The following is a 25164-nucleotide window of genomic DNA, read 5'->3' on the forward strand; positions in this document are numbered from 1 at the left end:
CCTGTTGTAGTCGTCACAATAATCTTGCGGAGAACGATTATCCCACCATGGAAATTTCCACTGGCCGTGCCCTTTATCGCAATTTTTTAGGCCAGTCGTCCGACTGGTATAAAGTAACCATCCTTTGCTTTCTGGTGATTAATCCACTGGTTTTCTGGTTCGTCAGCCCCTTCGCCGCAGGCTGGATGCTGGTCGCTGAATTTATCTTCACCCTCGCCATGGCGCTGAAATGCTATCCGTTGCTGCCCGGCGGCCTGCTTGCCATCGAGGCGGTGCTGGCTGGCATGACCAGCGCGCAACACGTGCGTGACGAGGTCGCAAGCAACCTGGAGGTTTTACTGCTGCTTATTTTTATGGTGGCGGGCATCTATTTTATGAAGCAGCTGTTGCTGCTGGTATTCACCAAACTGCTGCTGGGGATCCGCTCTAAGGTTCTGCTCTCGCTGGCGTTTTGCCTTGCGGCAGCTTTCCTGTCCGCCTTCCTCGATGCGTTAACGGTGGTCGCCGTGGTGATAAGCGTGGCGGTGGGCTTTTACGGCATTTATCACCGGGTCGCCTCGCAGGGCAGCGATGAAAGCGACATTCAGGATGACAGCCTTATAGCAAGCGACAACCGCGCCGTCCTCGAACAGTTCCGCGCCTTCCTGCGTAGCCTGATGATGCACGCGGGCGTGGGGACGGCCCTCGGCGGCGTCATGACCATGGTGGGAGAGCCGCAAAACCTGATTATCGCTAAAAATGCGGGCTGGCATTTTGGCGATTTCTTCCTGCGCATGGCGCCGGTTTCCGTCCCTGTGCTTATCTGCGGGCTGCTGACCTGCGTACTGCTGGAGTACAGCAAAATATTCGGCTACGGCGCGTCGCTGCCGGAAAAAGTGCGCGGCATCCTGCAGGATTTCGATACGCAAAGCGCCCGCAAGCGCAGCAGGCAGGACAACGTTAAGCTTGCCGTACAGGCCATCATCGGCGTCTGGCTAGTGGTGGCGCTGGCGTTGCACCTGGCCGAGGTCGGGCTGATTGGCTTATCCGTTATTATCTTCGCCACCTCTTTGTGCGGCGTGTCGGACGAGCACGCGATCGGCAAAGCCTTTACCGAAGCGCTGCCGTTTACCGCGCTGCTGACCGTATTTTTCGCGGTGGTGGCGGTGATTATCGATCAGCAGCTCTTTACGCCCGTTATTCACTTCGTCCTGCAGGCTGAGCCTCACGCCCAGCTCTCGTTGTTCTATCTCTTTAACGGCGTGCTCTCGTCCATTTCCGATAACGTGTTTGTCGGCACGGTTTACATTAACGAAGCCAAAACCGCGCTGGCAAATGGCGCCATTGATATTAAGCAATTTGAGCTGCTGGCAGTGGCCATTAATACGGGGACGAATCTGCCGTCGGTGGCCACGCCAAATGGCCAGGCCGCGTTCCTGTTCCTGCTCACCTCCGCCCTGGCGCCTTTAATTCGGCTCTCGTATGGCCGTATGGTGCTGATGGCGCTGCCGTATACGCTGGTGTTAACGCTGGTCGGCCTTTTGTGCGTGGAGTTTACGCTGGTACCGGCGACGGACTGGATGCTTCATGCGGGATGGATTTCGACTCCGCTCGCCGGCGAGCTGCCGCACTAAGGTCATTTTACCGGCAGCTCGCTGCCCAGGAGATTATTTGGCCGTTAAACATCCGAATAATCACATATTTTTCGCGGTGCTACTGGCGCAAAAAACGAATTCGTTTACACTGCCGAATCACCGCAAATTGCAGGGAAACAGATTATGTTGCGATATTTAAACCAATGCTCACGTGGGCGCGGCGCCTGGCTGTTGCTGGCCATCACCGCTTTTGCTCTGGAAATGGTGGCGTTGTGGTTCCAGCACGTGATGCTGCTGAAGCCTTGTGTCATGTGTATTTATGAGCGTTGCGCCCTGTTCGGGATTATGGGGGCGGGGATCGTGGGCGCCGTTGCGCCTAAATCGCCGCTGCGCTATGGCGCGCTGGCCATCTGGCTGTACAGCGCAGGCAAAGGGGTTCAGCTGACCTGGGAGCATACCATGCTGCAGCTGCATCCTTCTCCTTTCGTCACCTGTGACTTCGCCGCGCGCTTCCCGTCCTGGCTGCCGCTGGATAAATGGCTGCCGTCGGTCTTTGTCGCCACCGGCGACTGCTCCGTACGCCAGTGGGAATTTCTCTCCCTGGATATGGTGCAGTGGCTGTTAGGCATTTTCGCCGTGTTCCTGATTATTGCCGTGCTGGTGCTGATTGCGCAGCCGCTCAAACCGAAACGCCGCGATCTGTTTGGCCGCTAAGGTCGGCAGATGAACGTCAGAAAGTAAAAAACCCGCCATGGCGGGTTTTTTGTTATCAATGGTCGCGACGGTACAGCTTCCATTCGTCGATGCGCTCACCGCCTGGCAATATGCAATCGCCGCGCTCGCCCAGATCCGTTTTTACCACCCGCAGCTCGCCGCCCTTATCTTTGCAGTAAACTGACGCCGGGTTCGGCGTACCGATAACCCGAGGGGGTTGTGGCGTGATGGGTTCAGGCGACGAACAGCCGCTGAGAATAAGTGCCCCAAGCAGTAGCGTTATTTTCTTCATTATTCCTCCTGTTATGGAGGCTGAATGTTAACAGTGCAGGCATGGGGAACGCAAAAACAGCGGGATAAGCTCTTAGCGGGCAGCTACGTTATATTGATGGATCGCACTCATCGGACGATGTAGAGCATGCATCCCTGATTTACAGAAGATACAAACAGCGCCATGAGGATTTGTGTCTCGGACATCGTAGGGGGAGGTGCGATACTGTGAACCGCCACATGACGGACACTTGAATGTTAAGTACTGGATAAAAGCCTTCTTTTACTTGTTATTGAAAGTACACCGTATCACAAAGTTTTCGCTTTGTACGATTTATTTTTGCGTACTTTCACTATGCTGGACGATCAGTCTGCCCATTCAGGTTTGTTAAGGATATGATCCTGCCAGTCGCGCACTTCGGACTCTTTTACGGCGATATGGCGTACGGAAATGCGTTCGCCGTGCATGGCGGCCTTAGAGCCAGTCAGCAGCGGATGCCAGTCCGGCAGGCCCTTTCCTTCGGCCAGCAGGCGGTACGCGCAGGTATGGGGCAGCCATTCGAAAGTCGGCAGATTGTCGCGCGTAAGCTTGATGCAGTCCGGCTCGTATTCAAAGCGGCGTTCGTAGTTTTTACACTGGCAGGTTTTAATATTCAGCTGTTTGCAGGCGACGTTGGTGAAGTAAATTTCATCCGTGTCCTCGTCCATCAGCTTATGCAGGCAGCACTGACCGCAGCCGTCGCAAAGTGATTCCCACTCCGCGTCGCTCATTTCATCGAGCGTTTTACTCTGCCAAAAAGGTGCCTGTGTCATATTGATGCCCGCATTTGAAAAACAAGCTGCACCTTATAAACACTATGGATAAAAGATGCAAGTATTGCCGCCCTGGGGCGGCATATTCATTATAGTACGCGGGTAGTCAGGCTACGTCCGTCGAAGCTCACTTCCAGATCGTCGCCGCTGGCAAGCGGTCCTACGCCTTCGGGAGTGCCTGTCAGAATCACGTCCCCTGCGCGCAGGGTAAAGAAGCGGCTCATATAGGCTATCAACGGGACAATCTTGTGGATCATATCGGAGGTTGACCCCTGCTGGCGGGTCTCGCCGTTTATCTTCAGGGAAATGTCGGTATTTTGCGGATCGCCTGCAAATTCAGCCGCCGGGATAAAACCAGAGATTGGGCAGGAGTTATCAAAACCCTTCGATTTTTCCCAGGGCTGCCCTGCCTTCTTAAGCCGTCCCTGCACCTCGCGCAGGGTCAAATCCAGCGCCACGCCATAGCCGGCGATCGCTTTCGCTACGTGCTCTTCGGTCGCCTGCTTGAGGGTGGAACCGATTAAAATGGCCAGCTCGACTTCGTGGTGCACGGAGCCTAAGCCCTGCGGCAGGGCCAGCGGCTGGCGAATATCGCATAACGCGCTTTCAGGTTTAATAAACAGCACCGGCTCTTCCGGCGTGGCGCTGCCCATCTCTTTAATATGCTTTGCGTAATTGCTGCCCACGCACACTACTTTGCTGACCGGAAAATCCAGCAGCGCACCCTGCCAGTTATGATGTTGATACATGCCTTTCCTCTGCGTCGTTGTGTTAACTGCTTTTGATACTAGATAAAAAAATCCCCGGTGAATACCGGGGAGCGCGCGTTATTGTGCGATTGCATCGGCCATCGTACCGATGCTGATGGCGAAGTACGAGGAGCGGTTCCAGTGCATGATGGTTCTGAAGTTGTTATACACCAGGAAGGAGCGTCCCTGATTATCGTCCGGCGTCACTATCCAGGCCCGTTCGCTGGACGCCGGCAGCCGTAGCCCGTCCGGTAAGGTAACGCCCAGCTTTTGCCATTGCGAAACCGTTTTTCCCTGTGCCGTTTTGGTGCCGGCGAGGTCCGCGTTAAATCCTGCAGGCAGCTTCACTTCCGTTCCCCATGCGCCGCCCGCCTGCCATCCTTCGGTGGCGAGATAATTAGCGGTTGAGGCGAAGACGTCGCTGACGTTAGACCAGATATCGATCTTGCCGTCGCCGTCGCCGTCTTTTCCGTAACGCAAATAGGAGCTCGGCATAAACTGGTTCTGCCCCATCGCGCCTGCCCAGGAACCTTTCAGCTCATCCGCCGCAACCTGCCCCTGGTCGAGAATTTTCAACGAGGCCATCAGCTCACTGGTAAAGAAGGCTTCACGTCGGCCTTCAAAAGCAAGGGTGGAGAGCGCCGAGACGATATCTTCCTTACCCTGAATTTTGCCGAAGTTGCTTTCCATCGCCCACAACGCGACGATGTAGTTGCTCTGCACGCCGGTTTGCGCGCTCACGGGAGCCAGCTGCGGCTGATACTGCTGATAAAGCGTTCTTGCCTGCGCAATTTTCGCCGGGGTAATGACGCGCGCGAGGTAATCATCCAGCGTGGTCTTTTTCTCAAGCTGGTTGCGGTCGGATTTAATGACCCGATCGACGAAATGAACGTTGGCGAACGCGCTGGCGATGGTGGCCTCGCTGATGCCGCGGCTGCGGGCCTGTTGCTTAAGCTCTTCTACATAAGCGGGAAATTCGGCGGGGTCGCGTCCTTGCTCGGCAAGCGTTGTCGCGCCGCCTGCGGCGGATGGCGCTTCAGGCTGGACGGCGGCGGGAGGCGCGGTGGGCGTCACCGCCTCCGCGCCGGGAGACTTTGCGGCACAGCTGGCAAGGAGTAACGTGCTGACGGTTAAACAGATTGCTGAAGTATTCATCTACCCTCTCACGATTAGTTTGCTGCTGTTATGTTCCTCCTTTATGTATAGGAAAGATTTACCGCTAGTCTGAAACTTATTTTTTCGGCGTTTTTTCCAGGTGCATTTTTAACAAACTTTCCGGCGGTGGCGGCAGCTGTAAATAATAGCCGTCGTCCTTGAGCGCTTGTTTTACTTTATCAAAATCTGCGTTCGCCAGTTTTTTACTGCCGTCGAGCGGTAATACCATCGCCAGCCGGGGCTCGCCAAAGCCTTTCATCAATTCTTCAGGCACGCGGGAGAAATCGTCTTTTTTTTCGACATAAAGATAAGTCTGGTCACGCTTGCTACTTCTGTAGATCACACAAAACATTTTTTTTACTCTATTTTCGCCGGATGGTGGCTTGCCTGAATATACCTGTGACTATACCATGCTTAATGTGCTTCGGAATATCGTCCCACAAGCCGTGGGGATTGAAACTGAATTGAGTAAGGCCAGGATGTCAAACACGCCAATCGAGTTAAAAGGCAGCAGCTTCACCTTATCCGTTGTTCATTTACATGATGCTCGACCCGAGGTTATTCGCAAGGCTCTTCAGGATAAAATCGCCCAGGCGCCTGCGTTTCTTAAAAACGCCCCGGTTGTTGTAAACGTTGCCAGCCTCGATGGTTCAGTGAACTGGAAAAAAGTTCAGCAGGCGGTCATTTCTACCGGCCTGCGCGTGGTCGGCATCAGCGGCTGTAAAGACGAAGCCCTGAAGGGGGAAATCGAACGCGCCGGCCTGCCGCTGCTGTCGGAAGGGAAAGAGAAAATTTCTCGCGCCGTACAGGAGACGGCCCCGGAGCCGGTCACCATCGCTGAGCCTGTTGCCGTGCCGGTCACAAAAACGCGTTTGATTGATACCCCGGTGCGCTCCGGCCAGCGTATTTATGCGCCGCACTGTGATTTAATCGTCACCAATCACGTCAGCGCCGGCGCGGAACTTATCGCCGATGGCAATATCCATATATACGGCATGATGCGTGGCAGAGCCCTGGCCGGTGCCGACGGTTCTCGCGACGCGCAAATTTTTTGTACCAACCTGGTAGCTGAGCTGGTCTCAATAGCGGGTGAATACTGGCTGAGTGATCAAATACCGGCCGATTATTATGGGAAAGCGGCGCGCCTGAGTCTTACGGGCGGTGCTCTCTCCGTTCAACCTTTGAATTAAGCCCTTTTAACAAGGAATTCCTTTATGGCACGCATTATTGTTGTTACATCGGGTAAAGGGGGCGTTGGTAAGACCACGTCCAGCGCGGCCATCGCTACGGGTTTGGCCCAGAAGGGAAGAAAAACCGTCGTCATCGATTTTGATATCGGCCTGCGTAACCTGGATTTGATCATGGGTTGCGAACGCCGGGTAGTCTACGATTTCGTGAACGTGATTCAGGGCGATGCGACCCTTAATCAGGCGCTTATCCGCGATAAACGTACCGAGCAGCTCTATATTCTGCCGGCATCACAAACCCGCGATAAAGACGCGCTGACCCGCGAAGGCGTAGCCAAAGTGCTCGAAGATCTGAAAAATATGGACTTCGAGTTTATCGTCTGCGACTCTCCTGCCGGCATCGAAACCGGCGCGCTGATGGCGCTGTACTTCGCCGATGAAGCAATTATCACCACCAACCCGGAAGTCTCTTCCGTACGTGACTCCGATCGCATCCTCGGCATTTTGTCTTCCAAATCCCGACGCGCTGAAAACGGCGAAGATCCGATTAAAGAACATCTGCTGCTCACCCGCTACAACCCTGGCCGCGTAAACCGCGGCGACATGCTGAGCATGGAAGATGTGTTAGAAATTCTGCGCATTCCTCTTGTGGGCGTCATTCCAGAAGATCAGTCCGTGCTGCGCGCCTCTAACCAGGGCGAGCCCGTTATCCTGGATGCGGAAGCAGATGCAGGCCAGGCCTACGCAGATACCGTTGAACGCCTTCTCGGAGAAGAACGCCCTTTCCGCTTCATTGAAGAAGAGAAGAAAGGTTTCCTCAAACGCCTGTTCGGAGGATAAGTTATGGCATTACTAGACTTTTTTCTCTCACGGAAAAAGAACACTGCGAACATCGCTAAAGAGCGACTGCAGATTATCGTCGCCGAGCGCCGTCGCGGCGACCGCGAGCCGCACTATTTGCCGCAGCTAAAACGCGACATCCTGGAAGTTATTTGTAAATATGTGCAAATCGATCCGGATATGTTGACCGTCGTGCTCGATCAGAAAGGCGATGATATTTCCGTTCTGGAACTTAACGTCACCTTACCGGAGACGCAGGAAACACCAAAGTCTGCCTGATAAATTTAAAACCCCCGGCTTTATGCCGGGGGTTTTATTATATTGGCCTTACGCCTGCGATATTTATAAAGCGGCTTACGTTAACTAGCCTTTTAAATTTCTTTATTACTCTCGCCTTCACTGTGTTTATTTACAGGCTTTTGCTGATTATCAATAATCCGCCAGCAGCGTTTTAAGCCTGTCGCCCAGTAATTCGCCACGCCAGCCGCTGATTAATTCCGGCGCCGTCGTGCGGGTTTTTAATTGCCAGTGCCAGTTAAGCAGCTGATTAATCTGGCGACGCGAGGCCAGTAATTCCGCGCTCAGGCCGCTGGTTTCGCTGATTTCCTGCACCAGGGCTTTAATGGCTTTAAACACTTTACGGTAGCCGGGCATATCCACCAGGTTGCTCAGCGGCGCAGGCCACTGCGCTTCGGGCAGGGCCTGCGCCTCGGCGACTAACGCCAGCAGCGTTTTGCCGTGGAAGCGAATTTCACTGCCGCTCAGGCCAAGGCTTTCCAGCTCGCCCAGCGAACCTGGCATATAGCGCGCCACCTGCCACAGATGCTCTTCACGCACGACAAAGTTGACCGCCATGTCGCGCTCGCGCGCTTTGCGCAGCCGCCAGGAGGCCAGTTTTTTCAGGCAGGCAAGCTGGCGGGTGCGCAGCTGCCAGGCGTTGCCAATCTCACGCCATGCTTCTTCCGGATCGAGAATCTCCCCGCGGCGACTGGCCATCAGATTGCACTCGTCCAGCGCAGCGTTCATCCAGCCCGCCGTCTCGGTCTCTGCCATCAACTTGTGGGCGATAGGCAGCAGATAAAACACGTCAGCCGCCGCGTATACACACTGGCGCTCGGTCAGCGGACGAGCCAGCCAGTCGGTGCGCGACTCACTCTTATCCAGGGCGATGCCGGTGTACGCTTCAACGATGGTGGCAAAGCCGCAGGAAAGCGCCCTTCCGCTGAAGGCGGCAAGGATCTGCGTATCGATAAACGGATCCGGCAGCGTACCGAAGGTATTTAAAAATACCTCCAGATCCTCGCTGCCCGCATGCAAAAACTTAATCACCTTGTCGTCCTGCAGCAGGGCCTTAAACGGCGACCAGTCGGTGATGGTCAGCGGATCGATAAGGGAAACCTGCGCGCCGTCATACAGCTGGATCAGGCCAAGCTGCGGGTAGTAGGTGCGCGTGCGCACAAATTCGGTGTCCAGCGCCAGGGCCGGCACCTGACGAGCGGCCAGGCAAACTTCAGCCAGGGGCCTCATCGGTAGTAATCATATGGTAAGTCAAATTCGGTTCTCTTAGGTTTGCGCCCATAAAAAACGCCGGCTTACCGGCGTTTCAGAACGCTGAATAGATTCACTGTTCTTAACAGTACCTAACAGGACCAGTAAAAACAAAGAATGAGATCTTCTGCTTTGCCCCAAACGGCCGGAAATTACGGTTTTCGGCCGTCGTCAGCGATAAAAACGCCGGATTCCCGGCGTCGGGGCGACTGGTCCGCAGCTCGGGCTTTATTGTTGATCGGCCCTGGCTACTTCGTCACGCAGTTCTCGTCGTAAAATTTTTCCGACGTTGGATTTTGGCAGCTCTTCGCGAAACTCGATCAGCTTCGGCACCTTGTAACCGGTGAGGTGGCGGCGGCAGAACGTCACCAGTGATTCTTCGCTAAGGGAGGCGTCTTTTTTGACCACGAAGATTTTCACGGTTTCACCGGATGCCCCGCCCGGCACGCCCACGGCGGCGACTTCAAGCACCCCCGGATGCTGCATCACCACGTCTTCGATTTCGTTCGGATAGACGTTAAAACCGGACACCAGGATCATATCTTTCTTGCGATCGACGATGCGCATAAAGCCCTCTTCGTCCATCGTGGCGATATCGCCCGTGCGCAGCCAGCCATCATGCATAATTTCATCGGTGGCATCCGGACGCTGCCAGTAACCCAGCATGACCTGCGGCCCCTTCACGCACAGCTCGCCCGGCTCTCCCGGCGGCACTTGGTTACCTTCATCGTCGATAAGCTTCACTTCGGTCGAGGGCACCGGCAGGCCGATGCTGCCGCTGTGGTAGTCGATATCGTGCGGATTGGCGCTCACCAGCGGCGCGCATTCGGTCAGGCCGTAGCCTTCCAGCAGATAGCGTCCCGTGAGTTTTTCCCAGCGTTCCGCCACCACGTGCTGCACCGGCATGCCGCCGCCGGCGGACAGATGCAGGCTTGAGAAATCAAGCTGCTGGAACTCTTTATTATTGAGCAGGGCGTTAAACAGCGTGTTGACGCCGGTCATTGCCGTAAATTTGTATTTGCTCAGCTCTTTCACCAGGCCCGGAATATCGCGCGGGTTGGTAATCAGCAGGTTCTGGCCGCCTAAATCGATAAACAGCAGGCAGTTCATGGTCAACGCAAAGATGTGGTAAAGCGGCAGCGCGGTCACCACCAGCTCTTTGCGTTCGTACAGCAGCGGGCTGTAGGCCGCTCGCACCTGCTCCAGGTTTGCCAGCATATTGCGATGGGTCAGCATGGCGCCTTTCGCCACGCCCGTCGTGCCGCCGGTATATTGCAGGAACGCCAGATCGGTGCCGATGACTTCCGGTTTTATGTACTGCAGCCGGTAGCCATTGTGCAGGGCGCTGCGAAAAGAGATGGCGTCCGGCAGGTGGTATTTCGGCACCAGCCGTTTGATGTATTTAACGACAAAGTTCACCACCGTGCCCTTTGCCGCCGAGAGCTGATCGCCCATGCGGGTCAGGATGACGTGCTTAACCTGAGTTTTATCAACGACCTTTTCCAGCGTATGGGCAAAGTTTGAAACGATAACGATAGCGCTCGCGCCGCTGTCGTTGAGCTGATGCTCCAGCTCGCGCGGGGTATAAAGCGGGTTGACGTTAACCACCACCATCCCGGCGCGTAAAATACCGAACAGCGCGACCGGGTATTGCAGCAGGTTTGGCATCATCAGCGCCACGCGGTCGCCTTTTTGCAGACCGAGCCCCTGCTGCAGGTAAGCTGCGAAAGCGCGGCTGCGCTCTTCGAGCTTACGGAAAGTCATCACTTCGCCCATGTTCACAAACGCGGGCTGATCCGCATAACGCGTTGTCGCCTGCTCAAACATATCAACCAGGGATTGATAACGATCGGGATTAATCTCAGCCGCAACGTCGGCCGGGTAGCGGTTAAGCCAAACCTTCTTCAAGGATTCACCTCTGAATTTATTATTTGTCGTCATCACAGCCCCAACCAATACACATATCGTTAACATAATATTAACTCAGCGTACCAGTTTATTAATTAGCCTGATTTAAGGTTGCGAAGCGCATCACTAAATTTTTTTATTCCGTCCTGGAAATAAATAAACAGCGGACCGGCCGCTGTTTAAGATTGCTTTTAAAACAATAAGTTATTCAGTTACGATGGTCTGTACCTGAGCGGGACCGGGCGCGTACCAGCCGCCCCACGCGCCGTATCCGCCGTAGGGATAGTGCCCGTGACGCGCATAAGGCCCGCCCCAGAACCAGGGATCCATCGGCTGCGGCGGCATTACCACCTGCTGCACGACGTTCCAGCGTTTATAGCCGTTAGCCTGCATCAGCATGAACTTATACGGCGTCTCGCCCACTTTTCCTTCGATGGTGCCTTTAACAGGCCCGACGACGGTCACCAGCTGGCCACGAAAATCGACCGGGTCGAGGAAGCCGTTTACGTCGGCATAAATACGCCCTTTCGACGGTTCGCCAAGGCGCGGACGGGCGCCCTCATCCAGACTCACCGTAGCGATCTCGAGACGGGTTTTGCCCGCCTGGTTGTCGATGTTTACCACTCGCCCGCCAAAGCGCGCCTCCTGGCCGACATACAGCTCGGGCGCGCTCATCACCTGCACCAGATTCTGCTGCGGCGTCGCGCTGGTGCCTTTGATGGCGTCCGGCACCGTTACGCAGCCGCTGAGAAACAGCGTGGCGATAAGGGTCGATAAGCCACCGTACTTCCTGAAACCTGCCATACCCTTCTCCTTATACCGCGTTACGCACCCTGGTAACGCTGAGTATCACTCTTTGCCGGGAAGCTTCTTCCATGTCACTTCGTTGCGCAGATAGACCGGCTCCGCATGTTCAACGGCCACGGTGCGGTTGGCATTAAGCGCCTGCATGGCCAGCGGCAGCATGTCTTCCGCGGCGGGCAGAGTAACCTGCCCGTCACGCGTGGTCACGCCGCTGTCCGCGGCCATATCAGGCCACGCCTGCCAGCCGGTGCCGACTGTAGCCCAGTCGCCGTCAAGTTGCTTCAACCGTTCAGCAACCGCTTCCGGCTTTAAGACGGCTTCGGTTTCTTCGCCGTGCCACAGGCCCTGCTCGTCACGCTGATACTCGGCCCAGTAGACCTCGCCCATGCGCGCGTCGATAGCGGCCAGCACGCGGGTCGCGCCGGACAGCCGCCACGCGCCCTGCGCCATGGTCGCAAGCGTTGAAACGCCAATCATCGGCAGCCCGGCGCCTAAAGCCAGCCCCTGCGCAATGCCAATCCCAATACGCACGCCGGTGAAGCTGCCCGGCCCCCGCCCGTAGGCGAGCGCGCTAAGCTCAGACAAAGAAAGGCCGCCCTGGTTCAGGATGTCCCGCACCATAGGCAAAATACGTTGGGTATGTTCGCGCGGGCAGAGTTCGAAATGGGCACAGGCAGTGCCGTCGTTATACAGGGCAACCGAACAGGCTTCTGTCGCGGTATCGATGGCTAAAATTCGCATGGACTTGCCAACCTCTGGCGGGAGTTTAAGGTCAAAAATCGGCGCGCATCATACCATAGCCTGGCACAAATTACTGCGTCGGTGGGGAGTTAAGAAACTCGACTGCCCGATTTATGTCCCGCGTGCGCGGCGTCGGCGGCAGGCTGTTGAGGAATACCGCGCCATAGGGCCGCATCACCAGACGGTTGTCGCAAATAACCAGCACGCCCCGGTCGTCCACGTCGCGAATCAGGCGGCCGACGCCCTGTTTAAGGGTGATAACCGCATCGGGAAGCTGCACGTCGTCGAAAGGATCCCCGCCGCGGATCCGGCAGTCTTCCATACGCGCTTTTAGCAGCGGATCGTCCGGGGAGGTAAAGGGCAGCTTATCGATAATGACCAGCGAGAGCGCGTCGCCGCGCACGTCCACTCCTTCCCAGAAGCTGCTGGTGGCAACCAACAGCGCGTTGCCGGCGCTGACGAACTGCTCCAGAAGCTGGCCTTTGCTGGTTTCGCCCTGCAGCAGCACCGGCAGAGTCATGGTGGCGCGGAACTGTTCCGCCAGTTCACGCATCATCGAATGCGAGGTGCAGAGCATAAAGCAGCGGCCGTTGTTGGCTTCAATCAGCGGCTGCAGCATGCGGGCTAAATGGCGCGCGGCGTGGGGCTGATTCGGCGCGGGCAAACCGCGCGGCACGCACAAAAGCGCCTGGGAGGCGTAATCAAACGGACTGGCCAGCAGCAGGGTACGGGCATTGTCGATGCCTAAACGGTCGGTAAAATGGCTGAGCCGGTCGTTCACCGAAAGCGTTGCCGAAGTAAAAATCCACGTCCCGGCTTTCTGGGCAATCACCTCTTTGAATTTGTCGGCGACGGAAAGCGGCGTTAGCGCAAGGGTGAAATGGCGCGAGTTGCACTCATACCAGTAGCTGTAGCCCGGCTGGTCGACGTCTTTCAGGCGCTTGATGCGGCCGCGGTAAATCACCGCGCGCTCGAAGGCGGCATCCAGCAGCGCGGAGCGGCCCAAGCGAGAGTTTCGCCACGTCGTAGCAAAGCTCAAGCGCGTCGTCGAGCAGTAACAAAGCGCGCTGAATAGCCGGCTGAGCCAGCAGCTCGCGCAGGTTGCCGCGATAGCCCGGATCGCCAAGCTGCAGACGGAAATCCTGGGTGCTTTGCGCCAGGCGGTCGGCACTTTTCTGCAGCTGCTGGGCGTCGCGCACTTCGGTGCGGTACGCAATGGAAATATCCCTGGCGAGATCCAGCAGCTGGCGGCTGGAAACGGACTGGCCGAAATACTGGCTGGCGATATCCGGGATCTGGTGGGCCTCATCGAAGATCATCACCTCGGCCTCCGGAATAAGCTCCGCAAAGCCGCTCTCTTTGACCACCATATCGGCAAGAAACAGGTGATGGTTAACCACCACCACGTCCGCTTCCATCGCTTTTTTGCGCGCTTTAACGACAAAGCAGTCCTTATACAGCGGGCAGTCCTGGCCCAGGCAGTTGTCGTTGGTGCTGGTGACCAGCGGCCAGACGGAAGAGTCTTCCGCCACGTTGGTGCAGTTGCTGATATCGCCGTCGGTGGTCTCGATGGCCCAGTTGCGCAGCTGGATCACTTCGCTCAGGGTTTGCACCGGTAAATCTCCGCCCGCCAGCGCCTGCTGCTCAAGGCGCTCCAGGCACAGATAGTTTGAGCGGCCCTTCAGCAACGCCAGGCGTCCTTTAAAATCAAGCGCCTTCGCAACGGTAGGCAAATCGCGGGAATAAAGCTGATCCTGAAGCGCTTTAGAGCCGGTGGAGATAATCACCTTTTTACCGGAGCGCAGGGCGGGCGCAAGATAGGCGTAGGTTTTACCGGTGCCCGTCCCCGCTTCGACCACCAGCTCGCGGCCGTCGGTAATGGCTTTGGCGACGGCCTGCGCCATCTCGCGCTGTGGTTCACGCGGTTTAAAGCCAGGTATCGCCAAAGCGAGCTGGCCGTCTGCTGCAAAATCGTCCGTCACATTACCCCCAGGATTCGTGCCCGCGATTATGTCAGCCCTGACGTGGTTAATCCAGCAAGCAGGTGGAAGGCGAACCGCGATTATGGCAGTCTGTTGGCAAAATTAAGCCAGTCGATAAGGAAAGAGTCATGAGTATTGTGCGTATAAAACCAGAAGCCCGTATGTCCGATGCGGTTATCCATAACCAGACGCTTTACTACACCGGCGTGCCGGAAAACCTCGATGCGGATGCCTATGAACAGACCGCCAATACACTGGCGCAGATCGACGCTTTGTTAGCAGAGCTCGACAGCGATAAGACGCGCGTTCTGGACGCGACCATCTTTTTGCCGAACGGCGAAGATTTTGCCGCGATGAATAAAGCCTGGGATGAGTGGGTGGTGGCGGGACAGGCGCCCGTACGCTGCACCGTACAGGCGAAACTGATGAATCCGCGCTACAGGATTGAGATTAAGATTATCGCGGCGGTGTGATCGATATAAGTCGGGTGGCGCTGCGCTTACCCGACCTACGCAAGCTAAAAAGTTAGTCGTCTTCCTGCTCTTCGTCCGGCCCGTAGCCGCGATCCTGCTGATACTCCTGCGCCTGTTCTTCATCATTATCATCTTCATCTTCATCTTCAAAACGGGCGACGATCATCTCCCCGGTATGGGATGCGCGGATCTCCGCCGCCACGACGGTAATGGCTTCTCCGCTGCTCATTCCCTGCGACATCAGTTCCTGAATACGCTCAACGGCCTGCTGCTGCTGTTCATGGGACAGTGCTGGTAAACCTGAAATCATCGTAGACTCCTGTTACATTGCTGTAAGTTAATTATAATTGCCGCATCAGTTGATGCCTGAAGAGCGATTTTGTGGCAGGCTGGCGGCTTTTGTTTCAGGTTGTGGTTATGACGTTGCAAACTCCCGCTTTTCGCACCCTTCCCTGGCAGCCAGACGCTGTTCAACGCTATTTTGCGCCCCTTGCCGACGAGCCCTGGGCGATGCTGCTGCATTCGGGATTCGCCGATCATCCCCATAACCGTTTTGATATTCTGGTCGCCCGGCCCCGCGCCACGCTGGTTACCCGCGGCCCGCAAACGACCTGCGTGCGCGATGGCGCAACCTCTGAGCATCATGGCGATCCGCTGACTTTACTGCAGCAGACGCTGGACGGTTTCGGTTTTGCGCCGCAAAGCCATGCGGATTTACCTTTCTCAGGCGGAGCGCTGGGGTTATTCGGATACGACCTGGGCCGTCATTTTGAAAAAATCCCGCTTCTGGCGCAAGCCTCCGCGCACACGCCGGATATGGCGGTGGGGATCTATGACTGGGCGCTGATTGCCGATCATCAGCAACAGCGGCTCACGCTGCTAAGCTGGGGCGATATTTCAGCCCGCCTGCAGTGGCTGGAATCGTTAAGCGTGCCGGCCCGCGAACCCTTCCGCCTGACGAGCGGCTGGCAGTCGAATATGACCCGCGAGCAGTATGGACGTAAATTCCGCCAGGTACAGGAATATCTTTTAAGCGGCGACTGTTATCAGGTAAACCTTGCCCAGCGTTTCAGCGCTTCCTACGTCGGGGATGAGTGGCAGGCGTTCGTAAAGCTCAACAAGTCTAACCGGGCGCCCTTTAGCGCGTTTCTCCGCCTGCCGGACAGCGCGATCCTGAGCCTTTCTCCGGAGCGCTTCATTTTACTGCAAGGGAAAAGGATACAGACTCGTCCGATCAAAGGCACGCTGCCGCGTCTTGCGGACCCGCTCGAAGATGCGAAGCAGGCCGCAAAGCTGGCTCATTCCCCGAAGGACCGCGCCGAAAACCTGATGATTGTCGACCTGCTGCGTAACGACATCGGCCGGGTCGCCGTTCCCGGCAGCGTGCGCGTACCGGAGCTGTTTGTGGTGGAGGCTTTTCCGGCGGTGCATCACCTTGTCAGCACCATTACGGCAACGCTTCCTGAAAGGCTGCAGGCGACAGATTTGCTACGCGCGAGCTTCCCGGGCGGCTCCATTACCGGCGCGCCCAAAGTGCGGGCGATGGAAATCATTGAGGAGCTTGAGCCGCAGCGCCGCAACGCGTGGTGCGGCAGCATTGGCTATATCAGCTTCTGCGGCAATATGGACACCAGCATTACCATCCGCACCCTCATCGCGGAAGACGGCAAGCTTTACTGCTCCGCCGGCGGCGGCATAGTTGCCGACAGCGCTGAAGCGGCGGAATATCAGGAAACTTTTGATAAAGTTAACCATATCCTTCCCATTCTGGAGAACTGATGCATGCCCGCCCCGTCCCTGACGCTAAATGATTTTTTGTCACGCTTCCAGATGCTGCAGCCGGCCAACGTTCGCCTGAGCGGCAATAAGCGCCAGGCCGCGGTGCTGGTGCCCGTTGTGCGGCGTCAGGAGCCCGGCCTGCTTCTGACGCAGCGTTCGCCGCTGCTGCGCAAGCATCCCGGCCAGGTCGCCTTTCCCGGCGGAGCCGTGGACAGTACGGACACCTCGCTCATCGCCGCAGCCCTGCGCGAAGCGCATGAAGAGGTCGCGATACCGCCCGAAGCGGTAGAAATCATCGGCATGCTTCCGCCGGTGGACAGCGTAACGGGCTTTCAGGTCACCCCCGTCGTCGGCATTATTCCTGCGGATCTGCCCTACCGCGCCTGCGAAGACGAGGTTTCCGCCGTGTTTGAAATGCCGCTAATGGAAGCGCTGAGCCTCGGCCGCTATCACCCGCTGGATATCCACCGCCGCGGCAATGCGCACCGCGTCTGGCTTTCCTGGTATCAACACTATTTTGTCTGGGGAATGACCGCCGGCATTATCCGTGAGCTGGCCTTACAGATAGGTGTGGAACCTTGATCACCCTTTAATTCTGCCAAAGAGCCTATATTTAGTAGAGAGTCTTGCTAAGAACCGGCTGATATTAGGTGTTTTATCTTTAATCATTAGTTTAATTCATGTGAATAGTTTACTCAGGTGAGCAATAACTTTTTAAACTAGCGACCAGCCATTTTTTAGCATCATATTTTACAAACGCGGTGCCTCAGAGGAGTTTTAGTGTGATTAGCATATTCGACATGTTCAAAGTCGGCATTGGGCCCTCCAGCTCCCATACCGTCGGGCCGATGAAAGCCGGTAAGCAGTTTGTCGACTCGCTGGTCGAAAAAGGACTGCTTGAGAGCACCACGCGCGTGGCGGTGGACGTCTACGGCTCCCTGTCGCTGACGGGCAAAGGCCACCACACCGATATCGCCATTATTATGGGCCTCGCGGGCAACCAGCCGGACACCGTAGATATCGACGCCATTCCCGGCTTTATCCGCGACGTTGAAACGCGCGGCCGCCTGTGGCTGGCGCAGGGCCGCCATGAGGTCGACTTCCCGAAAGACAACGGCATGCGCTTTAGCAGCGACAACCTGCCGCTGCATGAAAACGGCATGACCATCCATGCCTGGAACGGCGACAAAGAGATCTTCACCAAAACCTATTATTCCATCGGCGGCGGTTTTATCGTCGATGAGGAGCATTTTGGCAAAGACGCCGTCGATGAAATCATCGTGCCCTACTCGTTCAACTCCGCGCAGGAAATGCTGCAGCACTGTAAAGATACCGGCATGTCCCTGTCGGGCGTGATCATGCAAAACGAGCTGGCGCTGCACAGCCGTAAAGAGATCGAAGAGTATTTCGCCAACGTATGGAACACCATGCGCGCCTGTATCGACCGCGGCGTAAATACCGAAGGCGTGCTGCCCGGCCCGCTGCGCGTACCGCGCCGTGCTTCCGCGCTGCGACGTTTGCTGGTCTCCAGCGACAAAAACTCTAAGGACCCGATGAACGTCGTTGACTGGGTCAACATGTTTGCGCTGGCGGTTAACGAAGAGAACGCCGCCGGCGGACGCGTCGTGACCGCGCCGACCAACGGCGCCTGCGGCATCGTCCCTGCGGTGCTTGCCTATTACGATCACTTTATCGAGTCGGTAAGCCCGGACACCTACATCCGTTACTTCCTGGCTGCGGGCGCGATTGGCGCGCTGTACAAAATGAACGCGTCGATTTCCGGCGCCGAAGTCGGCTGCCAGGGCGAAGTGGGCGTGGCCTGTTCGATGGCGGCGGCGGGCCTTGCGGAGATTTTAGGCGCAAGTCCTGAGCAGGTCTGCGTCGCCGCAGAAATCGGCATGGAGCACAACCTCGGCCTGACCTGCGACCCGGTTGCGGGCCAGGTGCAGGTGCCCTGCATCGAACGCAACGCCATTGCCTCGGTAAAAGCGATTAACGCAACCCGCATGGCGATGCGTCGCACCAGCGAGCCTCGCGTTTCTCTCGATAAGGTTATCGAGACGATGTATGAAACCGGCAAGGATATGAACGCCAAGTACCGCGAAACCTCGCGCGGCGGGCTGGCCATCAAAGTACAGTGTGACTGATCCCTCACGGCGCCTTCTCAGGCGCCGTTTTTACTTTATAAGCCGCCGTTTTTTCTCGTCGCAAATCCATTCCGCCACTACACTTTGAATGTTCTGTGTGCCGTTTCTGGTCGCAGTGCTCAGCAAAGGTGACCATGGATGCAGACCGCGCAACGCATAATTAAAGGGTATCGTCGCAGACGCTTTACCGTCTGTGCAGCTATGGGCCGTGCTGGTCCTCTTCCTGACGCTCAGCGTAAGGTACGTCGCGGAACGCAACCTTAACGAACAGCGGATGCTGGCGTTTAATACGCGAGCTATCACCACGCTTGAGAGCATCCTCGCGCCGCTTGACGTGATCGGTACGGACGTCATCCAGCTGGTCGGCACGCCCTGCGAAACGGCGCAGCTCAGGATCCGCGAGCACGCGGCGCGCCTGCAGACCTTAAGATCCATCACCCTGATTAAAGACGGCGTGCTGTACTGTTCGAGCATATTCGGCTCCCGCAACGTTCCTGTTTCGCAGCTGCAGCCCGGCCTGCCTTCCGCGTCGCCGCTTCTGCTGCTTTCCACCGACAGCTCATTGCTTAAAGGCACCCCCGTTCTGGTGTCCTGGCATCCGCTGGCGAACTCCAGCCTCGACGGCGTGATGGAAATCATAAACATTGAGATGCTGACGGGTTTGATGCTGGTACCCGAGCGGCCCTGGGTTTCGCGCGCCGTGCTCAACGTCGCCGGCTCGCACCTGGAATACGGGAAAGGTTTACTCGCGCGCGTGAGCGTGGATAACGGCCTGGTGAGCCACGAAATGGTTTCGGAGAAATTCCCGTTCTCCATTACCACCATTGGCCCTTCCGCCGGAGACCTGGCGCTAAAAAATTTGCCGACCCAGTTCCCCCTGGCATTGATCCTTAGCATGCTGATCGGCTATATCACCTGGCTTGCCACGGCCAACCGCATGAGCTTTTCCTGGGAGATTAACCTCGGGCTTGCGTCGCGCGAGTTTGAGGTATTCTGCCAGCCGCTGCTAAACGCGCTGAATCTGCAGTGCGTGGGCGTGGAACTGCTGCTGCGCTGGAATAATCCACGCCAGGGCTGGATATCGCCCGAGGTCTTTATTCCACTGGCCGAACAGCAGGATCTTATCGCGCCGCTGACGCGTTTTGTGCTGGATGAAACGGTGCGCCACATAGATATGTTCCCGAAATCCCGCGAATTCCATATCGGTATTAACGTGGCGGCCAGCCATTTTCACGATGGCGAAATTACCGACGACCTGAAGCGCTACTGGTTCCCGGCCGACCCTAAGCAGCAGCTTATTCTGGAGCTAACCGAGCGTGATGCGCTGCCGGACGTCGACTATCGCGTGGTGCGTGATTTGCACCGGCTGGGGGTCAAACTGGCCATTGATGATTTTGGCACCGGCCAGAGTTCGCTGGCCTATCTGGAGACGCTGAATCCCAACGTATTAAAAATTGATAAATCCTTCACCGCGGCGATAGGCACGGATGCGGTTAACTCAACGGTGACGGATATTATCATCGCGCTGGCGCAGCGCCTGGGCATCGATCTGGTGGCGGAAGGGGTGGAGACGCCGGAGCAGGCGGAGTATCTGCGCAACCACGGCGTGAATATCCTGCAGGGCTATTTGTACGCGCGGCCGATGCCGTTAAACGAGTTTCCGCGCTGGCTCGAGGGCCGCAATTCGCCGCCCCCTCGCCATAACGGTCACGCAGTTCCTCTGCTGCCGCTGCGCTGATTACTCTTCTTCATCCTGGTGGGGATCGCGCTCTTTTACGACGCGAACCAGGTCCACGCGGTAGTCGTTAGCTTCCAGGATCTGCACGCTAAGCGGAGCAACCTCAATCACATCGCCCGGTTTTGGAATCTGGCCGTTAACCGCGATCACCAGCCCGGCGATAGAGGCGATATCCTCTTCGTCATTGACCAGCGTGTTGATATCCAGATGCTGCTGCAGGGCGTGCAAATCGGTTGAGCCTTTCACCAGCCAGCCGGCGCCGTCGCGGATAATTTCCGGCGTTTCGTCAGCGTCCGGGAATTCCCCGGCGATAGCTTCCAGCACGTCCAGCGGCGTGACCAGCCCCTGCACCACCCCGAACTCGTTGTTGACGATAACGAAGCTGCCGCGAGCGCGGCGCAGCACGCCCAGCAGGTTTATCGGATCCAGGGTTTCCGGCACGACGATTGCCGGCGTGCGGGAAGCAATAGCCGTGACGTCCGCACCTTTGTCCAGCGCCACCAGCAGCTCTTTGGCCCGCACGATGCCGATAATCTCATCCAGCTCGCCGCGGCACACCGGGAACAGGCTGTGCGGGGATTCCAGCAGCTGATCGCGAATTTCCGCAACGGATTTATGCGCGTCTACCCAGGAGATTTCGCCGCGTGGCGTCATGATGCTGCGCAGCGAACGTGAGGCGAGCGTCAGCACACCGTTAATCATGTAGCGCTCTTCAGCCGCAAAGGCTTCCGCTTCAATCGGGGTGATGGTTTTGCTCTCATCGCGCTCCGCCCGTTCCTGGCGTTTGCCGTTCATCAGACGCAGGATCGCATCAGCGGTACGGGCGCGTAACGGAACGTTCGACTGATGGCGAATAAAGTTGTGCCGCGCAATCTGGTTAAACAGCTCGATGATGATTGAGAAGCCGATGGCCGCGTACAGGTAGCCTTTAGGGATATGGAACCCGAAGCCTTCCGCCACCAGGCTAAGACCAATCATTAACAGGAAGCTAAGGCAAAGCACCACCACCGTAGGATGCTGGTTGACGAAGTTGGTCAGCGGCCTGGACGCCAGCAGCATCACGCCCATGGCGATAACCACCGCGGCCATCATTATCGGCAGATGGTTGACCATCCCCACGGCGGTAATAACCGCATCCAGCGAGAATACCGCGTCCAGCACGACAATCTGCAGCACCACCACCCAGAAGCTGGCATAGCCTTTTCCGTGTCCGTCGCCGTGCTGGCGGTTTTCCAGCCGCTCGTGCAATTCCGTCGTCGCTTTAAACAGCAGGAATATCCCCCCGACCAGCATGATTAAATCGCGTCCCGAGAAGGCCTTGTCCATGACGCTAAACAGCGGCTGGGTCAGGGTCACCAACCATGAGATTAACGACAGCAAGCCGAGTCGCATCACTAAAGCCAGGGATAAACCGATAAGTCTGGCTTTATCGCGTTGTTTTGGCGGCAGTTTATCAGCAAGGATGGCGATAAATACCAGGTTATCGATACCCAGTACGATCTCCAGCACGACAAGCGTCAGCAGGCCGGCCCAGATTTGCGGGTCCATTAAGAATTCCATGACAAACTCCGGCTGTTGCAATAGCTAAACGGCACCACACAATGCGCGGGCGCAGCGCTGTTAACGGTATGGGTAAACGGACGGGAAATGTCGCGTTGCTGGACTGAGGCTTGAGTCCGGGAAGTGAAAAGACGTCGGTGACGGTCCATACGGCGGGCTGCTGCCCTCTACTCCTTGGAAATTAAACAGGAGCTCAACATTATCAGAGCAAAATACCCTTTTGCAAAGATTTACCTGTCTTTGCAATTTAAATGTCACTTAATCAGGTCATATTTTGCACTTCAATTCATTGAAAGCATAACAAAGTTAAATTACGGATCTTCATCACATAAATTATTTTTTCACTGTCTAAAATAATTCCGGTAAATGATTCAACTTTTCTTAACCCCTTATCTGAATCGATTCATGCGATCGGTTCAGATCTAAAGAAACATTCGTAAGGATGTTGCAATGACAAACTCAGGAGGTAGCAAGTGACTATTGCTATTGTCATAGGCACGCACGGCTGGGCGGCGGAACAGCTGCTGAAAACCGCCGAAATGCTATTAGGCGAGCAAGAAAACGTTGGCTGGATAGATTTCGTTCCCGGTGAAAACGCCGAAACGCTGATTGAAAAGTACAACGCGCGGCTGGCGAATCTGGACACCGGTAAAGGTGTGCTGTTTCTGGTCGATACCTGGGGCGGTAGTCCTTTCAATGCGGCAAGCCGTATTGTCGTCGACAAAGAGCATTACGAAGTCGTGGCCGGGGTCAACATTCCGATGCTGGTCGAGACGCTGATGGCGCGTGATGATAACCCTTCCTTTGATGAACTGGTGGCGCTGGCGATAGAAACCGGCCGTGAAGGGGTTAAGGCCCTGAAAGCTCAGCCCGTTGAAAAAGCAGCCCCTGTAGCGGCAGCGCCAAAAGCGGCGGCGCCGGCTAAGCCAATGGGTCCAAACGACTATATGAACATTGGTCTGGCCCGTATCGACGACCGCTTAATTCACGGCCAGGTCGCTACCCGCTGGACTAAAGAAACCAACGTCACGCGCATCATCGTCGTCAGCGACGAGGTCGCAGCCGATACCGTACGTAAAACGCTGTTAACCCAGGTCGCACCTCCTGGCGTTACCGCGCACGTGGTGGACGTGGCGAAAATGATCCGCGTCTATAACAACCCGAAATATGCAGGCGATCGTGTGATGCTGCTCTTTACTAATCCAACCGACGTTGAGCGCGTGGTGGAAGGCGGCGTGAAAATTACTTCGGTCAATATCGGTGGTATGGCGTTCCGCCAGGGCAAAACCCAGGTGAACAACGCTATTTCAGTCGATGAAAAAGATATTGCGGCCTTTAAGAAACTGAACGAGCGCGGCATTGAGCTTGAAGCCCGTAAGGTCTCAACCGATCAAAAACTCAAAATGATGGATCTGATCGCGAAGGTGAAAAGCTAACCGCTGCCGAATTTGCCTGATTCTACGTTTTGCTCAGTTTTTACACTTAAGTCATACGTTTAAGGAGAAGTACAATGGAGATTACCACTCTTCAGATTGTGCTGGTGTTTATCGTAGCCTGTATTGCCGGTATGGAATCAGTCCTTGATGAATTTCAGTTCCACCGTCCGCTTGTCGCCTGTACTCTAATCGGTCTTGTACTGGGTGATATGAAAACCGGTATTATTATCGGCGGTACCCTCGAAATGATCGCGCTGGGCTGGATGAACATCGGCGCCGCCGTTGCGCCAGATGCCGCTCTCGCCTCCATTATCTCAACCATTCTGGTTATCGCCGGCCATCAGGGCATTGGTTCCGGTATCGCGCTGGCCATCCCGCTGGCCGCGGCAGGCCAGGTGCTGACCATCATCGTTCGTACCATTACCGTTGGTTTCCAGCACGCGGCGGATAAAGCTGCCGAAAACGGCAACCTCTCAGCCCTTTCCTGGATCCACGTCTCCTCCCTGTTCCTGCAGGCGATGCGTATCGCGATCCCGGCGGTCATCGTGGCGATTTCCGTCGGCACCAGCGAAGTGCAGAACATGCTTAACGCCATCCCTGAGGTGGTAACCAGCGGTCTGAACATCGCCGGCGGCATGATCGTTGTTGTTGGTTACGCCATGGTTATCAACATGATGCGCGCAGGCTACCTGATGCCGTTCTTCTACCTGGGCTTCGTAACCGCCGCGTTCACCGAGTTCAACCTCGTTGCGCTGGGCGTGATTGGCGCCGTGATGGCCATCCTGTATATCCAGCTTAGCCCGAAATACAACCGTTCCGCGGGTGCCCCGGCGCCGGCAGCTGGTTCTAACGACCTCGATAACGAATTAGATTAATAGGTGAGCGAAATGGTTGATACCACCAAAACAACGACTACCGAGAAGAAACTCACCGCTGGTGATATTCGTGGCGTGTTCCTGCGTTCGAACCTCTTCCAGGGTTCCTGGAACTTCGAACGTATGCAGGCGCTGGGCTTCTGCTTCTCGATGATTCCGGCGATTAAACGCCTGTATCCTGAGAATAACGACGCGCGCAAACAGGCGATTAAACGTCACCTGGAGTTCTTCAACACCCATCCTTACGTAGCGGCGCCCGTGCTGGGCGTAACGCTTGCGATGGAAGAGCAGCGCGCCAACGGCGCGGAGATCGACGATGGCGCCATTAACGGCATCAAAGTTGGTCTGATGGGGCCGCTGGCGGGCGTAGGCGACCCCATCTTCTGGGGCACCGTGCGTCCCGTCTTCGCAGCCCTGGGCGCCGGGATCGCCATGAGCGGCAGCCTGCTGGGTCCATTGCTGTTCTTTATCCTGTTTAACGCCGTGCGTTTGCTGACCCGTTACTACGGCGTGGCCTACGGTTACCGTAAGGGTATTGATATCGTTAAGGATATGGGCGGCGGCTTCCTGCAAAAACTGACCGAGGGGGCGTCGATTCTCGGCCTCTTTGTCATGGGGGCGCTGGTTAACAAGTGGACGCACGTTAATATCCCGCTGGTGGTATCGAGGATCACCGACCAGACCGGCGCGGTTAAAGTCACCACCGTGCAAACCATCCTCGATCAGCTGATGCCGGGCCTTGTGCCGCTGCTGTTGACCTTCGCCTGTATGTGGCTACTGCGTAAGAAAGTGAACGCGCTGTGGATAATCATGGGCTTCTTCGTCATCGGTATTGTCGGTTATGCTATCGGGCCTGCTGGGCCTGTAATTA

General features: G+C 56.3%; 20 protein-coding genes and 6 pseudogenes. 13 read left to right on the forward strand and 13 right to left on the reverse strand.

Going from position 1 to position 25164, the window contains the following annotated elements:
• The first annotated feature begins 47 nt into the window (after positions 1-47).
• Both nhaB and dsbB read left to right on the forward strand, forming a co-directional pair.
• Complete coding sequence (gene nhaB, locus WLO32_RS11940; protein ID WP_435945351.1) at positions 48-1613, forward strand: Na(+)/H(+) antiporter NhaB; 1566 nt, start codon at positions 48-50, stop codon at positions 1611-1613.
• A gap of 144 nt (positions 1614-1757) precedes the next feature.
• The gene (dsbB, locus tag WLO32_RS11945; protein ID WP_435945352.1) at positions 1758-2288 is read left to right on the forward strand and encodes a disulfide bond formation protein DsbB; all 531 of its coding nucleotides are present in this window, start codon (positions 1758-1760) and stop codon (positions 2286-2288) included.
• A 55-nt stretch (positions 2289-2343) separates the two neighbouring features.
• On the opposite strand, the gene WLO32_RS11950 is transcribed toward dsbB, so the two are convergent.
• The 6 genes from WLO32_RS11950 to WLO32_RS11975 form a co-directional block, all read right to left on the reverse strand.
• Positions 2344-2580: a putative hemolysin gene (locus tag WLO32_RS11950; RefSeq protein WP_435945353.1), complete on the reverse strand. Its 237-nt coding sequence runs from the start codon at positions 2578-2580 to the stop codon at positions 2344-2346.
• Between the two features lie 72 nt (positions 2581-2652).
• Complete coding sequence (ymcF, locus tag WLO32_RS11955; RefSeq protein WP_435948294.1) at positions 2653-2829, reverse strand: cold shock small protein YmcF; 177 nt, start codon at positions 2827-2829, stop codon at positions 2653-2655.
• Between the two features lie 95 nt (positions 2830-2924).
• Entirely contained in the window at positions 2925-3371 is a 447-nt protein-coding gene (locus WLO32_RS11960) for a YcgN family cysteine cluster protein (protein ID WP_435945354.1), read from the reverse strand.
• An 89-nt stretch (positions 3372-3460) separates the two neighbouring features.
• Entirely contained in the window at positions 3461-4120 is a 660-nt protein-coding gene (locus WLO32_RS11965; protein ID WP_435945355.1) for a fumarylacetoacetate hydrolase family protein, read from the reverse strand.
• A 78-nt stretch (positions 4121-4198) separates the two neighbouring features.
• The gene (locus WLO32_RS11970) at positions 4199-5275 is read right to left on the reverse strand and encodes a lytic murein transglycosylase (RefSeq protein WP_435945356.1); all 1077 of its coding nucleotides are present in this window, start codon (positions 5273-5275) and stop codon (positions 4199-4201) included.
• Between the two features lie 76 nt (positions 5276-5351).
• Complete coding sequence (locus WLO32_RS11975) at positions 5352-5627, reverse strand: YcgL domain-containing protein (RefSeq protein ID WP_435945357.1); 276 nt, start codon at positions 5625-5627, stop codon at positions 5352-5354.
• A 127-nt stretch (positions 5628-5754) separates the two neighbouring features.
• Between WLO32_RS11975 and minC the strand changes: the two genes are divergently transcribed.
• The 3 genes from minC to minE are packed head-to-tail and all read left to right on the forward strand — an operon-like array spanning position 5755 to position 7581.
• The gene (gene minC / locus WLO32_RS11980; protein ID WP_435948295.1) at positions 5755-6465 is read left to right on the forward strand and encodes a septum site-determining protein MinC; all 711 of its coding nucleotides are present in this window, start codon (positions 5755-5757) and stop codon (positions 6463-6465) included.
• Positions 6466-6489: 24 nt separating this feature from the next.
• Positions 6490-7302 (forward strand): septum site-determining protein MinD, encoded by an 813-nt coding sequence (gene minD, locus WLO32_RS11985; RefSeq protein ID WP_435945358.1) that lies wholly within the window; start codon positions 6490-6492, stop codon positions 7300-7302.
• 3 nt (positions 7303-7305) lie between these two features.
• Entirely contained in the window at positions 7306-7581 is a 276-nt protein-coding gene (gene minE, locus WLO32_RS11990) for a cell division topological specificity factor MinE (protein WP_271122865.1), read from the forward strand.
• A 150-nt stretch (positions 7582-7731) separates the two neighbouring features.
• On the opposite strand, the pseudogene rnd reads toward minE, so the two are convergent.
• The 5 genes and pseudogenes from rnd to WLO32_RS12015 form a co-directional block, all read right to left on the reverse strand.
• Positions 7732-8842: pseudogene (gene rnd, locus WLO32_RS11995) on the reverse strand (ribonuclease D).
• A gap of 232 nt (positions 8843-9074) precedes the next feature.
• A pseudogene (fadD, locus tag WLO32_RS12000) lies at positions 9075-10758 on the reverse strand (long-chain-fatty-acid--CoA ligase FadD); the annotation flags it as partial.
• A gap of 204 nt (positions 10759-10962) precedes the next feature.
• Entirely contained in the window at positions 10963-11562 is a 600-nt protein-coding gene (locus WLO32_RS12005) for a Slp family lipoprotein (protein WP_435945359.1), read from the reverse strand.
• 45 nt (positions 11563-11607) lie between these two features.
• Positions 11608-12303, reverse strand: a complete 696-nt coding sequence (tsaB, locus tag WLO32_RS12010) for a tRNA (adenosine(37)-N6)-threonylcarbamoyltransferase complex dimerization subunit type 1 TsaB (RefSeq protein WP_435945360.1) — start codon at positions 12301-12303, stop codon at positions 11608-11610.
• A 70-nt stretch (positions 12304-12373) separates the two neighbouring features.
• Positions 12374-14285, reverse strand: a pseudogene (locus WLO32_RS12015) (ATP-dependent DNA helicase).
• A gap of 128 nt (positions 14286-14413) precedes the next feature.
• Between WLO32_RS12015 and WLO32_RS12020 the strand changes: the two are divergent.
• The gene (locus tag WLO32_RS12020) at positions 14414-14758 is read left to right on the forward strand and encodes a RidA family protein (protein WP_435945361.1); all 345 of its coding nucleotides are present in this window, start codon (positions 14414-14416) and stop codon (positions 14756-14758) included.
• Between the two features lie 133 nt (positions 14759-14891).
• On the opposite strand, the pseudogene WLO32_RS12025 reads toward WLO32_RS12020, so the two are convergent.
• Positions 14892-15068, reverse strand: a pseudogene (locus WLO32_RS12025) (YoaH family protein); the annotation flags it as partial.
• Between the two features lie 107 nt (positions 15069-15175).
• Between WLO32_RS12025 and pabB the strand changes: the two are divergent.
• From pabB to WLO32_RS12045, 4 genes and pseudogenes are all read left to right on the forward strand, one after another.
• The gene (pabB, locus tag WLO32_RS12030) at positions 15176-16537 is read left to right on the forward strand and encodes an aminodeoxychorismate synthase component 1 (protein ID WP_435945362.1); all 1362 of its coding nucleotides are present in this window, start codon (positions 15176-15178) and stop codon (positions 16535-16537) included.
• Positions 16538-16540: 3 nt separating this feature from the next.
• Complete coding sequence (locus WLO32_RS12035; RefSeq protein ID WP_435945363.1) at positions 16541-17119, forward strand: CoA pyrophosphatase; 579 nt, start codon at positions 16541-16543, stop codon at positions 17117-17119.
• 200 nt (positions 17120-17319) lie between these two features.
• Positions 17320-18684 carry an L-serine ammonia-lyase gene (sdaA, locus tag WLO32_RS12040; protein WP_435945364.1) on the forward strand — a complete coding sequence of 455 codons (1365 nt, stop codon included), beginning with the start codon at positions 17320-17322 and terminating at the stop codon, positions 18682-18684.
• 138 nt (positions 18685-18822) lie between these two features.
• A pseudogene (locus WLO32_RS12045) lies at positions 18823-20422 on the forward strand (EAL domain-containing protein).
• Here WLO32_RS12045 and yoaE read toward each other — a convergent pair.
• The gene (gene yoaE, locus WLO32_RS12050) at positions 20423-21982 is read right to left on the reverse strand and encodes a CNNM family cation transport protein YoaE (protein WP_435945365.1); all 1560 of its coding nucleotides are present in this window, start codon (positions 21980-21982) and stop codon (positions 20423-20425) included. It lies immediately after the preceding pseudogene.
• Positions 21983-22455: 473 nt separating this feature from the next.
• On the opposite strand from yoaE, the gene manX reads away from it, so the two are divergent.
• From manX to WLO32_RS12065, 3 genes and pseudogenes are all read left to right on the forward strand, one after another.
• Complete coding sequence (gene manX, locus WLO32_RS12055; RefSeq protein WP_435945366.1) at positions 22456-23418, forward strand: PTS mannose transporter subunit IIAB; 963 nt, start codon at positions 22456-22458, stop codon at positions 23416-23418.
• 74 nt (positions 23419-23492) lie between these two features.
• Positions 23493-24293, forward strand: a complete 801-nt coding sequence (locus WLO32_RS12060; protein WP_121268984.1) for a PTS mannose/fructose/sorbose transporter subunit IIC — start codon at positions 23493-23495, stop codon at positions 24291-24293.
• A 12-nt stretch (positions 24294-24305) separates the two neighbouring features.
• Positions 24306-25154: pseudogene (locus tag WLO32_RS12065) on the forward strand (PTS mannose transporter subunit IID); the annotation flags it as partial.
• Positions 25155-25164: the final 10 nt, after the last annotated feature.

The organism is Dryocola mayonis (assembly GCF_051307045.1).
In the GTDB taxonomy this organism is placed as follows: Bacteria; Pseudomonadota; Gammaproteobacteria; order Enterobacterales; family Enterobacteriaceae; genus Dryocola.

Excerpts from the sequence above, each read along its gene's own strand:
- tsaB (WP_435945360.1), bottom strand. The coding sequence starts at position 12,303 with ATGCGAATTTTAGCCATCGATACCGCGACAGAAGCCTGTTCGGTTGCC.
- nhaB (WP_435945351.1), top strand. The coding sequence starts at position 48 with ATGGAAATTTCCACTGGCCGTGCCCTTTATCGCAATTTTTTAGGCCAG.
- minD (WP_435945358.1), top strand. The coding sequence starts at position 6,490 with ATGGCACGCATTATTGTTGTTACATCGGGTAAAGGGGGCGTTGGTAAG.
- minC (WP_435948295.1), top strand. The coding sequence starts at position 5,755 with ATGTCAAACACGCCAATCGAGTTAAAAGGCAGCAGCTTCACCTTATCC.
- minE (WP_271122865.1), top strand. The coding sequence starts at position 7,306 with ATGGCATTACTAGACTTTTTTCTCTCACGGAAAAAGAACACTGCGAAC.
- WLO32_RS12020 (WP_435945361.1), top strand. The coding sequence starts at position 14,414 with ATGAGTATTGTGCGTATAAAACCAGAAGCCCGTATGTCCGATGCGGTT.
- WLO32_RS11975 (WP_435945357.1), bottom strand. The coding sequence starts at position 5,627 with ATGTTTTGTGTGATCTACAGAAGTAGCAAGCGTGACCAGACTTATCTT.
- WLO32_RS11970 (WP_435945356.1), bottom strand. The coding sequence starts at position 5,275 with ATGAATACTTCAGCAATCTGTTTAACCGTCAGCACGTTACTCCTTGCC.
- WLO32_RS11960 (WP_435945354.1), bottom strand. The coding sequence starts at position 3,371 with ATGACACAGGCACCTTTTTGGCAGAGTAAAACGCTCGATGAAATGAGC.
- pabB (WP_435945362.1), top strand. The coding sequence starts at position 15,176 with ATGACGTTGCAAACTCCCGCTTTTCGCACCCTTCCCTGGCAGCCAGAC.
- WLO32_RS11965 (WP_435945355.1), bottom strand. The coding sequence starts at position 4,120 with ATGTATCAACATCATAACTGGCAGGGTGCGCTGCTGGATTTTCCGGTC.
- dsbB (WP_435945352.1), top strand. The coding sequence starts at position 1,758 with ATGTTGCGATATTTAAACCAATGCTCACGTGGGCGCGGCGCCTGGCTG.
- WLO32_RS12005 (WP_435945359.1), bottom strand. The coding sequence starts at position 11,562 with ATGGCAGGTTTCAGGAAGTACGGTGGCTTATCGACCCTTATCGCCACG.
- WLO32_RS12035 (WP_435945363.1), top strand. The coding sequence starts at position 16,541 with ATGCCCGCCCCGTCCCTGACGCTAAATGATTTTTTGTCACGCTTCCAG.
- WLO32_RS11950 (WP_435945353.1), bottom strand. The coding sequence starts at position 2,580 with ATGAAGAAAATAACGCTACTGCTTGGGGCACTTATTCTCAGCGGCTGT.
- WLO32_RS12060 (WP_121268984.1), top strand. The coding sequence starts at position 23,493 with ATGGAGATTACCACTCTTCAGATTGTGCTGGTGTTTATCGTAGCCTGT.
- yoaE (WP_435945365.1), bottom strand. The coding sequence starts at position 21,982 with ATGGAATTCTTAATGGACCCGCAAATCTGGGCCGGCCTGCTGACGCTT.